Source organism: Enterobacter cloacae complex sp. ECL72 (assembly GCF_019056635.1).
Taxonomy (GTDB): Bacteria; Pseudomonadota; Gammaproteobacteria; order Enterobacterales; family Enterobacteriaceae; genus Enterobacter; species Enterobacter hormaechei_C.
In genome coordinates this window covers 4,383,269-4,397,127 of the sequence record NZ_CP077659.1, presented here as the reverse complement: position 1 = coordinate 4,397,127, position 13,859 = coordinate 4,383,269, and the positions used below count along the sequence as shown (strand labels likewise).

General features: G+C 57.9%; 8 protein-coding genes and 1 pseudogene. 4 read left to right on the top strand and 5 right to left on the bottom strand.

Features of this window, described 5'->3' with window-relative positions; genetic code table 11:
- The first annotated feature begins 113 nt into the window (after positions 1-113).
- On the top strand, positions 114-1,514 hold the full coding sequence (gene sthA / locus KTH07_RS21195; RefSeq protein WP_003862057.1) for a Si-specific NAD(P)(+) transhydrogenase: 1,401 nt from the start codon (positions 114-116) through the stop codon (positions 1,512-1,514).
- Here the strand turns inward: sthA and oxyR are convergent.
- From oxyR to argC, 4 genes are all read right to left on the bottom strand, one after another.
- The gene (oxyR, locus tag KTH07_RS21190) at positions 1,497-2,414 is read right to left on the bottom strand and encodes a DNA-binding transcriptional regulator OxyR (protein ID WP_003862055.1); all 918 of its coding nucleotides are present in this window, start codon (positions 2,412-2,414) and stop codon (positions 1,497-1,499) included. The genes sthA and oxyR overlap by 18 nt on opposite strands.
- 351 nt (positions 2,415-2,765) lie before the next feature.
- Complete coding sequence (gene argH / locus KTH07_RS21185; RefSeq protein ID WP_023304631.1) at positions 2,766-4,139, bottom strand: argininosuccinate lyase; 1,374 nt, start codon at positions 4,137-4,139, stop codon at positions 2,766-2,768.
- Between the two features lie 105 nt (positions 4,140-4,244).
- Positions 4,245-5,021, bottom strand: coding sequence for an acetylglutamate kinase (gene argB, locus KTH07_RS21180; RefSeq protein WP_015569958.1), 777 nt, complete (start codon positions 5,019-5,021; stop codon positions 4,245-4,247).
- 6 nt (positions 5,022-5,027) lie between these two features.
- Positions 5,028-6,032: an N-acetyl-gamma-glutamyl-phosphate reductase gene (gene argC, locus KTH07_RS21175; RefSeq protein ID WP_032620479.1), complete on the bottom strand. Its 1,005-nt coding sequence runs from the start codon at positions 6,030-6,032 to the stop codon at positions 5,028-5,030.
- Positions 6,033-6,120: 88 nt separating this feature from the next.
- On the opposite strand from argC, the gene argE reads away from it, so the two are divergent.
- The 3 genes and pseudogenes from argE to KTH07_RS21160 all read left to right on the top strand — a co-directional run bounded on the left by argE (position 6,121) and on the right by KTH07_RS21160 (position 11,507).
- Entirely contained in the window at positions 6,121-7,272 is a 1,152-nt protein-coding gene (argE, locus tag KTH07_RS21170; RefSeq protein ID WP_015569956.1) for an acetylornithine deacetylase, read from the top strand.
- Between the two features lie 272 nt (positions 7,273-7,544).
- A pseudogene (ppc, locus tag KTH07_RS21165) lies at positions 7,545-10,197 on the top strand (phosphoenolpyruvate carboxylase).
- Positions 10,198-10,403: 206 nt separating this feature from the next.
- Positions 10,404-11,507 (top strand): glycerol dehydrogenase, encoded by a 1,104-nt coding sequence (locus tag KTH07_RS21160; protein ID WP_003862047.1) that lies wholly within the window; start codon positions 10,404-10,406, stop codon positions 11,505-11,507.
- Positions 11,508-11,599: 92 nt separating this feature from the next.
- Here KTH07_RS21160 and katG read toward each other — a convergent pair whose 3' ends face one another.
- Positions 11,600-13,780 carry a catalase/peroxidase HPI gene (gene katG, locus KTH07_RS21155; protein ID WP_032620481.1) on the bottom strand — a complete coding sequence of 727 codons (2,181 nt, stop codon included), beginning with the start codon at positions 13,778-13,780 and terminating at the stop codon, positions 11,600-11,602.
- Between the last annotated feature and the right edge of the window lie 79 nt (positions 13,781-13,859).

Here is a 13,859-nt window from a genome sequence, read left to right as displayed (position 1 = left end):
TTACGGGCGGTTTGTGCTCCACTGCCCGAAAAAAGCACAACGATAATTGGGTTACCCTGGCAATGATGTTATGATTCTGTTGCTTTTATGTATAAGAACAGGTAAGCCTTGCCATGCCACATTCCTACGATTACGACGCAATAGTTATTGGTTCCGGCCCCGGCGGCGAAGGTGCTGCTATGGGTCTGGTAAAACAGGGAGCCAGAGTAGCGGTTATTGAGCGCTACCATAATGTCGGCGGCGGTTGCACCCACTGGGGCACCATCCCTTCGAAAGCCCTCCGCCACGCCGTTAGCCGCATTATCGAATTTAACCAGAACCCACTTTACAGCGACCACTCCCGACTTCTTCGTTCCTCCTTTGCCGATATCCTGAATCACGCAGACACGGTCATTAACCAGCAGACGCGCATGCGTCAGGGTTTCTATGAGCGCAACCACTGTGAAATTCTGCAAGGGAACGCGCATTTTGTGGATGAGCACACCCTGGCGCTGGAGTGCCACGACGGTTCGGTTGAGACGCTCACCGCTGAAAAATTTGTGATCGCCTGCGGCTCCCGTCCTTACCATCCGGCAGACGTGGATTTCTCGCACCCGCGCATTTACGACAGCGACTCCATCCTCAGCCTGCACCACGAGCCACGCCATGTGATCATCTACGGCGCGGGCGTGATTGGCTGTGAATATGCGTCGATCTTCCGGGGAATGGAGGTCAAAGTTGACCTGATTAACACCCGCGACCGGCTGCTGGCGTTCCTCGATCAGGAGATGTCAGATTCCCTCTCCTACCACTTCTGGAACAGCGGCGTGGTGATTCGCCACAACGAAGAGTACGAGAAAATCGAAGGCTGCGACGACGGTGTGATCATGCACCTGAAATCTGGTAAGAAGCTGAAGGCGGACTGCCTGCTGTACGCCAACGGCCGTACCGGCAACACCGATTCATTGCAGCTGGAGAATATCGGGCTTGAAACCGACAGCCGCGGTCAGCTCAAGGTCAACAGCATGTACCAGACTGCGCTGCCGCACGTTTACGCGGTGGGCGACGTGATTGGTTACCCAAGCCTGGCCTCCGCCGCTTACGATCAGGGCCGCATCGCCGCACAGGCGCTGGTGAAAGGTGAAGCGACGGCGCATCTGATTGAAGATATCCCGACGGGCATCTACACCATTCCGGAAATCAGTTCTGTCGGCAAAACCGAGCAGCAGCTGACAGCCATGAAGGTGCCTTACGAGGTGGGTCGTGCCCAGTTTAAACATCTGGCGCGGGCGCAAATCGTGGGAATGAGCGTGGGTACGCTGAAGATCCTGTTCCATCGCGAGACGAAAGAGATCCTCGGTATTCACTGCTTCGGTGAACGCGCGGCGGAAATCATTCATATCGGCCAGGCGATCATGGAGCAAAAAGGTGGTGGCAACACCATTGAGTACTTCGTTAACACCACCTTTAACTACCCGACCATGGCGGAAGCCTATCGGGTAGCTGCGCTGAACGGCTTAAACCGCCTGTTTTAACGCGCTGTCGAAATGGCCATCCATCGCACCCCGGATGGCCTCTGCCAGCTGCTCATAGCGACTGCGCAGCGGTGACCCCGGACGATAAACCAGACCAATGGTGCGACGCGGCTCCGGCTTAATACACGGCAGATAGACCACGCCATCACGTTTACGCTCGTGCGGCACCGCCAGCGCAGGCAGCAGCGTAATACCGCTTCCCGCCGCCACCATATTACGCAGCGTTTCCAGGCTGGTTGCACGGAAATGGGTATCTTCATCGGCACCCGCTTCGAAGCAGAAGCCCATCGCCTGATCGCGCAGACAGTGACCGTCTTCCAGCATCAGCAGTTTTTCACCGGCCAGATCGGCCATCGGCACGCGATCGCGGTTCGCCCACGGGTGATCTTCATAGATCGCCAGCATCATCGGCTCATCGAACAGCGGTACTTCAATAAACGCTTCACTCTCTTTGACCAGCGCCAGGATCGCGCAGTCGAGCTTGCCGCTGTCTAACTGCGCCAGCAGCTGATGGGTTTGCGCTTCATGCAGGTACATTTCGAGTTTCGGGAACGTCTGGTGCAGCATCGGAATGATTTGCGGCAACAGGTACGGGCCAACGGTTGGGATCAGGCCAATATGCAGCGGGCCGGACATCGCTTCCCCCTGCTGGCTTGCCATTTCCTTGAGCACTTTGACCTCGCGCAGTACGGTGCGCGCCTGATCCACCAGCAGCAGACCTGCCTGCGTGAACAGTACTTTACGACTGGTGCGCTCCAGCAGCATCACGCCCAACTCATCTTCCAGCTTGCGGATCTGGCCGCTCAGCGTCGGCTGGCTGACGTGGCAGGAATCTGCCGCGCGGCGAAAGTGGCGGTGCTCGGCTAACGCTACCAGGTATTCAAGATCACGAATATTCATTATTCATCCTCCGTCGCCACGATAGTTCATGGCGATAGATAGCATAGCAACGAACGATTATCCCTATCAAGCATTCTGTTGAATAATACATCACATAGACGAGGCGGCACGTGTTTGACCCTTGACGTCCCCGCACCGTCAGCGAGTTTCTCTCAAAACTCGAACAACTAAAGCCAACGTGAACTTTTGCGGACCCCGTGGTCCGCTTTTTTTTGCGTAAAAAAAAGCCCAGCGCTAAGCCAGGCTACGTTTTTCCCTCACCCTACCCCTCTCCCGGGGGGAGAGGGAACCGATCGAGCCCCTCTCCTCGTGGGAGAGGGGTTGGGGTGAGGGCATCACACCGCAATATTGTCAAACCAACCGGTTTTTCGCATCCGCAATCGCCTGCGCTACCTGCTTCGGCGACACGCCGCCTTTCGCTGCACGCTTATCCAGGCAGGATTGCAGGGCCAGAATCGGGTAGACATCATCCCCGATAACCGCGCTGAATTTTTGCAGGTCGGCAAGCGCCAGCTCTTCAAGGGCTTTACCCTGACGAATCGCTTCCACCACCGCTTCACCCACAATATGGTGCGCCTCGCGGAACGGTACACCTTTCGCCACCAGGTAGTCCGCCAGCTCGGTAGAGTTAGCATACCCCTGCTGCGCCGCTTCCTGGCAGCGCGGACGTTTCACCTGAATGCCGTCCAGCACCAGCGCGCCCATATGCAGACAGTCCAGCCAGGTGTCGAGCGCGTCGAATAGCCCCTCTTTGTCTTCCTGCATGTCTTTGTTGTACGCCAGCGGCAGCCCTTTCAGGGTCATCATCATACCGGTTAGCGCGCCCTGCACGCGGCCACACTTACCGCGGATCAGCTCCAGCGCATCCGGGTTTTTCTTCTGCGGCATCAGGGAGGAGCCGGACGTCACGCGGTCGGACAGCTCCACAAACCCGGCTTCGCCAGAGTTAAAGAAGATCAGGTCTTCGGCAAAGCGCGACAGGTGCACCATCCCGATAGAGGCATTTGAGAGCAGCTCCAGCACGTGGTCACGGTCAGAGACGCTGTCCAGGCTGTTGCGGGTGGCGGAGGCAAAGCCCAGCCAGCCTGCCAGCTGCTCACGGTCGATTTCATACGCCGTACCGGCCAGCGCGCCGCTGCCCAGCGGGCTGACGTCCAGACGCTTTAAGGTATCCTGTAAACGGCTCTCATCACGCGCCAGCATCTCAACGTAGGCCAGACACCAGTGCGCGAAAGTCACCGGCTGCGCGCGTTGCAGGTGGGTATAACCCGGCATCACCGCATCCTGATTGTTCTGCGCAGTGTCCACCAGCGCGCTCTGCAACTGACGATTCGCCGCCAGCAGTTCGCCGACGGTCTCCTTACACCACAGCTTCAGGTCGGTCGCCACCTGGTCATTACGGCTACGCCCGGTATGGAGCTTTTTACCCAACTGGCCGACTTTGTCGATGAGTTTGCCTTCCACCCAGCTGTGAATATCTTCGGCATCGCTCTGGAGGATTTGCTCCGGATCCAGACGCACCTCTTCCAGCAGGTTGTTCAGCGCCTCTTCCAGCTGCTGCTGTTCGTCTGCGGTCAGCACGCCAACGGTCACCAGCGCTTTGGACCAGGCCACAGAGCCGACAATATCCTGTTCGGCCAGGCGGTAGTCGAAGCGCAAAGAGTCGTTGAACTGTTTGAACCGCTGATCCGCTGCCTGTGTAAAACGCCCACCCCAAAGTGCCATAACGAATTTCCTTAATGATGATATTTTTGCCCGGTGGCGCTGCGCTTACCGGGCCTACAAAATTCACGTAGGCCGGATAAGCGAAGCGCCATCCGGCACAGAATCTTAAGCCAGAATACGCGTGCCAATCGGCGTGCCGTTAAACAACGCCGGGAGTTGCTCCGCGTGACGCCAGGAGGCGATATCCACCGGGCGGCCCAGCGTGCGGGCCGCATCCAGCGCGGCGTTCACTTTAACGATCATGCCGTCGGTAATAATGCCCTGATCGATCAGCTGCTCGGCTTTTGCGGCGGTCATTTCCGCAATGCGCTGGCCTTTGCCGTCCAGAATGCCGCTCACGTCGGAGAGCAGGATCAGGTCTGCGCCCAGCGTTGCCGCCAGCGCCGTCGCCGCCTGGTCCGCATTGACGTTCATCAGTTCGCCCTCTTCGGTCACGCCGATTGAGCTCACCACCGGCAGGAAACCGCCTTCCAGCAGGGTGTTAATCAGCTCAGGCGAACCTGGCTGCGCCAGTCCAACATGGCCAAGCTCTTCGTCGAGCTGGGTCACTTTTACGCTATCTCCATCGCCCAGACAGAGGCCAACGGAGGCGATATGGTGTTTCTTCGCCCACGCCAGCAGCGTTTTGTTCGCCGTTCCCGCCAGCGCGCCGGTAATGATGTCAATCTGATCCGCTGGCGTCACGCGCAGGCCATTTTTCTTTTTCACCGGCAGGTTGAGCCCTTTCATCAGCTCATCCACCACGCAGCCGCCGCCATGCACAATCACCAGCGGACGTTGGTGTGATTCGCGATAGTTCACCAGTGCGGTAAACAGGCGCTCCAGCGCTTCTTCGCTGTCCAGCAGTACACCACCGAGTTTGATAATTAAAGGATTCATCATCACACCTTAAATAAGAGCCTGCGTTTCAGGGAAGCCGAAACGAATATTTGCACACTGCATTGCCTGTGCGGCAGCGCCTTTGAGTAAGTTATCTTCTGCGGCGACCACAATCAGATGCTCGCCCTGCACGGCAAAGCCGATGTCACAGAACGGCAGGCCAACCACGTTTTTCAACGCCGGCACGCCTTTGTCATACAGGCGCACCAGCGGTTTATCCGCATACGCCTGCGTGAAGACCTCGCTCACCTGTTCTTTGGTCACACCCGGCTTCAGGCGGCAGGTAATGGTTTCTAGGATCCCACGCGGGAAGCTGCCGAGGTGCGGGGTGAAGATCACCTCCGCGCCCAGATGGGTGGTGATTTCAGGGTGATGACGGTGATTAAACACGCCATACGGCTGAAGGCTCACTTCGCAGAAGCTGTTGGAGATCGCCGCTTTGCGCCCGGCGCCGCTCACGCCACTGGTGGCGTTGATCACCGGCCACTGATGCAGATCCAGCAGACCGGCGTCGATCAGCGGCTTCAGGGAAAGCTGCGCCGCCGTCGGGTAGCAGCCCGGCACGGCAATCAGATCCGCTTCTTTCAGTTTGTCAGCGCTCCACTCCGCCAGGCCGTACACCGCTTTTTCGAGCAGATCCGGGTGCTGATGGGTGAAACCGTAATATTTTTCGTAGAACGCGCTGTCGTTAACGCGAAACGCGCCGGAGAGATCAAAGACCACGCAGCCGGCCGCTAAAAATTGCGGAGCCAGGTCGTGGCTAACTTCATGCGCCGTGGCTAAAAATACAACGTCAACGCCGTCGGTGAACTCGCTGATGTCAGACATGGGCTGCAACGGCAGATCGACAATGCCCTTAAGCTGTGGATGCAAATCGGAAATTAACTTTCCGGCATCATTGCTTTGCGCTGACACGGTCAAAGCGGTTATGGTCATATGAGGGTGGCGATTTACGTAGCTTACAAGCTCTGCGCCCGCATAACCGCTAGCGCCTACAATCAGCGTATTCAACATCGGGTTCCTTTATGCTCAACGATAATGTATTTTTATTCACATTTATTGCATGAATATTGATACTATCACGACCTAAGGTGTGTCAACAATGAAAATGAACTTACCGCCATTTATCGAGATTTACCGCGCCCTGATTGCCACACCCTCCATCAGCGCGACGGAAGAAGCCCTGGATCAGAGCAATGAGTCTTTAATCAATCTGCTGGCGGGTTGGTTTAGCGATCTTGGGTTTAACGTTGAGGTTCAGCCCGTCCCCGGAACACGCCACAAATTTAACCTGCTCGCCAGTACCGGACATGGCGCGGGCGGCCTGCTGCTGGCTGGCCACACAGACACCGTGCCGTTTGATGATGGCCGCTGGACGCGCGATCCGTTCACGCTGACCGAACATGACAACAAACTCTACGGTTTGGGCACCGCCGACATGAAAGGCTTTTTCGCCTTTATCCTCGACGCGCTGCGTGACGTGGACGTGACAACCCTGAAAAAGCCGCTCTACATTCTGGCGACCGCCGATGAAGAGACCAGCATGGCGGGCGCACGTTATTTCTCTGAAAACACATCGATTCGTCCTGACTGCGCGATCATCGGCGAACCGACCTCTCTGCAACCGATTCGGGCGCACAAAGGCCATATTTCTACCGCGGTGCGCGTGCTCGGACAGTCCGGCCACTCCAGCGATCCGGCGCGCGGCGTGAACGCCATCGAGCTGATGCATGACGCGATTGGCCGCATCATGACCCTGCGCGACGATCTGAAAGAGCGCTATCACTACGAGGCGTTCACCGTGCCGTATCCGACGCTAAACCTCGGCAGCCTGCACGGCGGTGATGCGTCCAACCGTATCTGCGCCTGCTGCGAACTGCATATGGATATCCGTCCTCTGCCGGGCATGACGCTAAGCGATCTGGATGGCTTACTGAACGAAGCGCTGGCACCGGTCAGCGAGCGCTGGCCGGGCCGTCTGACGGTCTCCGAACTGCATCCGCCGATTCCAGGCTACGAATGTCCGCCTGACCATCAGCTGGTTCAGGTGGTGGAAAAACTGCTCGGCGAGAAAACCGACGTGGTGAACTACTGTACCGAAGCGCCGTTTATTCAGACGCTGTGCCCGACGCTGGTTCTGGGCCCTGGCTCCATCAACCAGGCCCACCAGCCGGACGAATATCTCGAAACCCGCTTCATCAAGCCCACTCGCGAACTCATTACCCAGGTTGTGCATCACTTCTGCTGGCATTAAAAACGCACCGAACAGTCCCCCTCTCCCTGTGGGAGAGGGTTAGGGTGAGGGCAACAAATCGCATGATCTTCGTCACATTCCCATAAGCATCTCTTATCTGACGCAATACGAATTAAATTTCGTAAATTGCCCACATTTATTCGTTTGCTGAACCGTTTTCGCAGCAATTGACGACGGGGGTTTTACGTGGCTTTATAAAGGGAGATGACAAAATAATGTCCAGAAGATTTTCGCATGGGCATAAACAAAAATGATGGGGTGACTGGGTTTTTATGAACGAACAATATTCCGCGTTGCGTAGTAATGTCAGTATGCTCGGCAAAGTGCTTGGAGATACCATCAAAGACGCACTGGGGGGAGAACATCCTCGACCGCGTTGAAACCATCCGCAAGCTGTCCAAATCTTCCCGCGCCGGTAACGAGGCCAATCGTCAGGAGCTGCTCACCACCTTGCAGAACCTCTCTAACGATGAGCTGCTGCCCGTTGCCCGCGCCTTCAGCCAGTTTCTGAACCTGGCAAACACCGCTGAGCAATACCACAGCATTTCGCCAAAAGGCGAAGCGGCCAGCAACCCGGAAGTCATTGCCCGCACCCTTCGTAAACTCAAAGACCAGCCCGACCTCAACGAAGCGACCATCAAAAAAGCGGTGGAATCCCTTTCGCTGGAGCTGGTGCTGACCGCACACCCAACCGAAATCACCCGTCGTACGCTGATCCACAAAATGGTGGAAGTGAACAACTGTCTGAAGCAACTGGATAACAAAGACATTGCCGACTACGAACGTAACCAGCTTATGCGCCGTCTGCGCCAGCTGATTGCCCAGTCCTGGCACACGGATGAAATTCGTAAGCATCGCCCAAGCCCGGTCGACGAAGCCAAATGGGGCTTTGCGGTGGTGGAAAACAGCCTGTGGGAAGGGGTCCCCAACTACCTGCGCGAGCTGAACGAACAGCTGGAAGAGAACCTGGGCTACCGCCTGCCGGTTGATTTTGTTCCGGTGCGCTTTACCTCCTGGATGGGCGGCGACCGCGACGGCAACCCGAACGTGACGGCGGAAATCACCCGCCATGTCCTGCTGCTGAGCCGCTGGAAAGCGACCGACCTGTTCCTGAAAGATATTCAGGTGCTGATCTCCGAGCTGTCGATGGTGGAAGCCACGCCGGAACTGCGCGCGCTGGCCGGTGAAGAAGGCGCCAGCGAACCGTACCGTTTCCTGATGAAAAAACTGCGCGGTCAGCTGATGGCCACTCAGGCTTGGCTGGAAGCGCGCCTTAAAGGCCAGCGCCTGCCGAAGCCGGAAGGTCTGCTGAGCCAGAACGAACAGCTCTGGGAGCCGCTGTACGCCTGCTATAAATCGCTCCAGGCCTGTGGGATGGGCATCATTGCCAACGGCGAACTGCTCGACACCCTGCGCCGCGTGAAGTGTTTCGGCGTGCCGCTGGTGCGTATCGACGTTCGTCAGGAAAGTACCCGTCATACCGAAGCACTGGGCGAGCTGACCCGCTACCTCGGCATCGGCGACTATGAAAGCTGGTCAGAAGCCGACAAACAGGCGTTCCTGATCCGCGAGCTGAACTCCAAGCGCCCGCTGCTGCCGCGCAACTGGGAGCCAAGCAACGACACCCGCGAAGTACTCAACACCTGTAAAGCGATCGTGGATGCGCCGAAAGGATCGGTGGCCGCCTATGTGATCTCCATGGCGAAGACCCCGTCCGACGTGCTGGGCGTTCACCTTCTGCTGAAAGAAGCGGGCATTGACTATGCTCTGCCAGTGGCCCCGCTGTTTGAGACCCTCGACGACCTGAACAACGCTAACGACGTGATGACCCAGTTGCTGAACATCGACTGGTATCGCGGCTTTATTCAGGGCAAACAGATGGTGATGATTGGCTATTCCGACTCCGCGAAAGATGCGGGCGTGATGGCAGCCTCCTGGGCGCAGTATCAGGCGCAGGATGCGCTAATCAAAACCTGCGAAAAAGCCGGTATTGAACTGACCCTGTTCCACGGACGCGGCGGCTCCATTGGTCGTGGCGGTGCGCCTGCACACGCAGCGCTGCTCTCTCAACCACCAGGAAGCCTGAAAGGCGGCCTGCGCGTGACCGAGCAGGGCGAGATGATCCGCTTCAAGTACGGCCTGCCGGAAGTGACCATCAGCAGCCTGTCGCTCTATACCAGTGCGATCCTGGAAGCCAACCTGCTGCCGCCGCCGGAGCCAAAAGAGTCCTGGTGCCGGATCATGGACGAGCTGTCTGACATCTCCTGCGACCTCTATCGCGGCTACGTGCGTGAAAACAAAGACTTTGTGCCTTACTTCCGCTCAGCAACGCCTGAGCAGGAGCTGGGTAAACTGCCTCTGGGTTCGCGCCCGGCCAAGCGTCGCCCGACCGGCGGCGTTGAATCCCTGCGCGCCATTCCGTGGATCTTCGCCTGGACGCAAAACCGTCTGATGCTGCCGGCCTGGCTGGGTGCCGGTGCGGCGCTGCAAAAAGTGGTGGAAGACGGAAAGCAGAGCGAACTGGAAACCATGTGCCGCGACTGGCCATTCTTCTCTACCCGTCTGGGCATGCTGGAGATGGTCTTCTCGAAAGCCGACCTGTGGCTGGCGGAATACTACGATCAGCGTCTGGTGAAACCAGAGCTGTGGGCGCTGGGTAAAGAGCTGCGCGAGCTGCTTGAAGGCGATATTAAAGTGGTGCTGGATATCGCTAATGACTCCCACCTGATGGAAGACCTGCCGTGGATCGCCGAGTCTATCCAGCTGCGTAACATCTACACCGACCCGCTGAACGTTTTACAGGCTGAACTGCTGCACCGTTCGCGTCTGGCGGAGGAGGAAGGTAAAGAGCCGGATCCGCGCGTTGAACAAGCGCTGATGGTAACGATAGCAGGCGTTGCGGCAGGTATGCGCAACACCGGTTAATGCTCAGTGCCCGGCAGCGCTACGCTTGCCGGGCACTTCTCGATCTTCCCCCTTCCCTGATCTCCTCCTCAATCTTTGCCACCGGTAAGGCAATCACGTTTCCCTTAGACGTAGCGCAACAAATGACCGGCACGCCGGGAGTAGAGTCACTCTTAGTGCAGTTCGAACAGGACAGAATTTACCTCAAACACTAAGGGAGTAATGTTATGGACCGTGTCATTCAATCCCCGGGAAAATACATCCAGGGCGCAGATGTTCTCACTCGCCTCGGCGACTACCTGAAGCCGCTGGCAAATCGCTGGCTGGTGGTGGGCGATAAATTTGTGCTGGGTTTTGCTGAAGAAACCCTGCGCCAGAGTTTTAAAAAAGCCGGACTCCATGCCGAAATTGCACCATTTGGTGGCGAATGTTCGCAAAATGAAATCGATCGCCTGAAAAAGCTGGCCGACAGCGCTGACTGTCTGGCGGTGCTGGGTATCGGCGGCGGAAAAACGCTGGATACTGCCAAAGCGCTGGCCCACTTTATGGACGTGCCGGTGGCCATTGCCCCGACCATTGCCTCCACCGATGCGCCGTGCAGCGCCCTTTCCGTGATTTATACCGACAGCGGCGAGTTCGATCGCTACCTGATGCTACCGCACAACCCGAACATGGTGATTGTCGATACCAAAGTGGTGGCGGGCGCACCTGCACGCCTGCTGGCCGCCGGGATTGGCGATGCCCTGGCAACCTGGTTTGAAGCGCGTGCCTGCTCACGTAGCGGCGCGACGACCATGGCGGGCGGCAAGTGCACGCAGGCAGCGTTAGCGCTGGCAGAGCTGTGCTACAACACGCTGGTTGAAGAGGGCGAGAAAGCGATGCTGGCGGCGGAACAGCACGTGGTCACACCGGCGCTGGAACGCATTATCGAAGCCAACACCTATCTCAGCGGCGTGGGCTTTGAAAGCGGCGGGCTGGCGGCGGCGCATGCCATTCACAACGGCATGACGGCGGTGCCGGATGCGCATCATTTCTACCATGGTGAAAAGGTCGCATTCGGCACGCTGACGCAACTGGTACTGGAGAACGCGCCGGTTGAAGAAATTGAGACCGTCGCCGCGCTTTGCCACAGTGTTGGGCTGCCGATCACGCTGGCGCAGCTGAATATCAAAGAGGATATTCCGGCCAAAATGCGGCTGATCGCGGAGGCGTCCTGTGCCGAAGGGGAAACCATTCACAACATGCCTGGCGGCGTAACGCCGGATCAGGTCTATGCGGCGCTGCTGGTGGCGGACCAGTATGGACAGCGATTCTTGCAGGAGTGGGAGTAACGAAAAAAGCCGGGTGGCGCTGCGCTTACCCGGCCTACATGGCACTTTAATTTGTAGGCCGGGTAAGGCGTAGCCGCCACCCGGCACAATGGTTACTTCACATCAAACCGGTCCAAATCCATCACTCGCGCCCATGCGGCAACAAAATCACGAACGAACTTCTCGTGTGCATCACTGCTGGCGTAAACTTCGGCCAGCGCACGCAGGACGGCGTTTGAACCGAAGACCAGATCGGCGCGGGTCGCGGTGTATTTCACTTCCCCGCTGGCGCGATCGCTACCGGCAAACAGCTCGTTTGAGTCGTCGGTCGCTTTCCACTGGGTGTTCATATCCAGCAGATTAACGAAGAAGTCGTTGCTCAGCACGCCCTCGCGGTTGGTAAACACGCCATTCTTGCTGCCATCGAAGTTTGCACCCAGTACGCGCAAACCGCCGATCAACACCGTCAGTTCCGGCGCAGTCAGGGTCAGCTGCTGGGCTTTGTCGATCAGCAGCGACTCCGTAGTGGACACATCCACCTGCGCACGGTAGTTGCGGAAACCGTCAGCAACCGGTTCGAGCAGGTTAAACATCTCGATGTCCGTCTGGTCCTGACGCGCATCCACGCGGCCCGGGGTGAACGGTACGTTGACGTAAACACCTGCGGCTTTCGCAGCCTGCTCAACGCCTACGACACCCGCCAGCACGATGATATCGGCCAGTGAAGCTTTGTTGGTGGTGCGCTGGATGGCTTCCAGAGCCGGTAACGCCCGCACCGCTGCGGCGTTCACATCCCAGTCGCGCTGAGGCGCCAGCGCCAGACGCGCGCCGTTGGCACCGCCGCGCTTGTCGCCGCCGCGGAAGGTCGATGCCGACGCCCAGGCCACGGAAACCAGCTCGCTCACGGAGAGACCAGAGGCCGCGATTTCCGCTTTCAGGCTTTCAACATCTTCCTGCGTCGGATGGAACACCGGTTGAGGCAGCGGATCCTGCCAAATCAGATCTTCTTTCGGTACTTCCGGGCCGATGTACCGCGCTTTTGGCCCCATATCGCGGTGGGTCAGCTTGAACCACGCGCGCGCAAAGGCTTCGTTGAAGGCCTGCGGATCGTTCAGGAAGCGACGGGAAATTTTCTCGAATTCCGGATCAAAACGCAGCGTCAGGTCGGTGACCAGCATGGTTGGCTTGCGTTTTTTCGACGGGTCGAACGGGTCAGGCATAATTTCCGGCGCATCCACGGCTTCGAACTGAATTGCGCCCGCCGGGCTACGCGTCTGCACCCATTCGTATTTGAACAGGTTCTCGAAGAAGTAATTGCTCCACTGGGTCGGGGTTTGAGACCAGATAACTTCCAGCCCGGAGGTGATGGCGTCAGCGCCAATACCGGTGCCGTGCGTGCTGGCCCAGCCCAGGCCCTGCGCTTCAATCGGCGACGCTTCCGGGTCAGTGCCCACGTGCGTGGCTTCACCTGCGCCGTGCGTTTTACCGAGCGTATGGCCGCCCGCAATCAGCGCGACGGTCTCTTCGTCATTCATGCCCATGTTGCCAAAGGTGGCGCGGATCGCCGCCGCCGCAGACAGCGGTTCACCGCTGGCGTTCGGCCCTTCCGGGTTAACGTAAATCAGGCCCATTTCGGTGGCCGCAAGCGGGCGCTTCGCCAGCGCTTCCGGGTCACGGTGGGTCAGCCAGGCTTTTTCATCGCCCCAGTTCACGTCCAGATCCGGTTCCCAGACGTCTTCACGCCCGGCACCGAAACCAAAGGTGCGGAAGCCGGAGTTCTCCAGCGCCACGTTACCCGCGAGGATAAAGAGGTCAGCCCAGGAGATTTTTTGTCCGTATTTTTGCTTAATTGGCCACAGCAGGCGGCGAGCCTTATCCAGGCTGACGTTATCCGGCCAGGAGTTCAGCGGTGCAAAGCGTTGCTGACCGCGTCCGGCGCCGCCGCGACCGTCAACGGAGCGATAGGTACCCGCACCGTGCCAGGCCATACGGATAAACAGGCCCGCATAGCTGCCCCAGTCGGCAGGCCACCACGGTTGTGAGTCGGTTAACAGTGCTTTGAGATCGCCCTTAAGGGCGGAATAGTCGAGCTTGCTGAATTCTTTGCGGTAGTCGAAGTCTTCACCCAGAGGGTTAGAACGGCTGGAGTGTTGATTAAGTAGATCGATGCGAAGTTGTTTAGGCCACCATTCTTTGCTGCCGGTACCTGCACCCGCGCTATGATCGACGCCGCCCTGGTGGAACGGACATTTGCCGGCGGATGCCGCGTTATTGGTCTCGTCTGACATGCTCATCGCTATGCTCCCTTTACAGTGTTACCGTTACGATATACACCACTAGCGATAAGAGATAGTTGAATTAATCCACAGATTC

What these genes read in the sequence shown, in the direction of transcription:
- oxyR (WP_003862055.1), bottom strand. Translation starts at nt 2,414, where the DNA reads ATGAATATTCGTGATCTTGAATACCTGGTAGCGTTAGCCGAGCACCGC.
- sthA (WP_003862057.1), top strand. Translation starts at nt 114, where the DNA reads ATGCCACATTCCTACGATTACGACGCAATAGTTATTGGTTCCGGCCCC.
- argH (WP_023304631.1), bottom strand. Translation starts at nt 4,139, where the DNA reads ATGGCACTTTGGGGTGGGCGTTTTACACAGGCAGCGGATCAGCGGTTC.
- argB (WP_015569958.1), bottom strand. Translation starts at nt 5,021, where the DNA reads ATGATGAATCCTTTAATTATCAAACTCGGTGGTGTACTGCTGGACAGC.
- katG (WP_032620481.1), bottom strand. Translation starts at nt 13,780, where the DNA reads ATGAGCATGTCAGACGAGACCAATAACGCGGCATCCGCCGGCAAATGT.
- KTH07_RS21160 (WP_003862047.1), top strand. Translation starts at nt 10,404, where the DNA reads ATGGACCGTGTCATTCAATCCCCGGGAAAATACATCCAGGGCGCAGAT.
- argE (WP_015569956.1), top strand. Translation starts at nt 6,121, where the DNA reads ATGAAAATGAACTTACCGCCATTTATCGAGATTTACCGCGCCCTGATT.
- argC (WP_032620479.1), bottom strand. Translation starts at nt 6,032, where the DNA reads ATGTTGAATACGCTGATTGTAGGCGCTAGCGGTTATGCGGGCGCAGAG.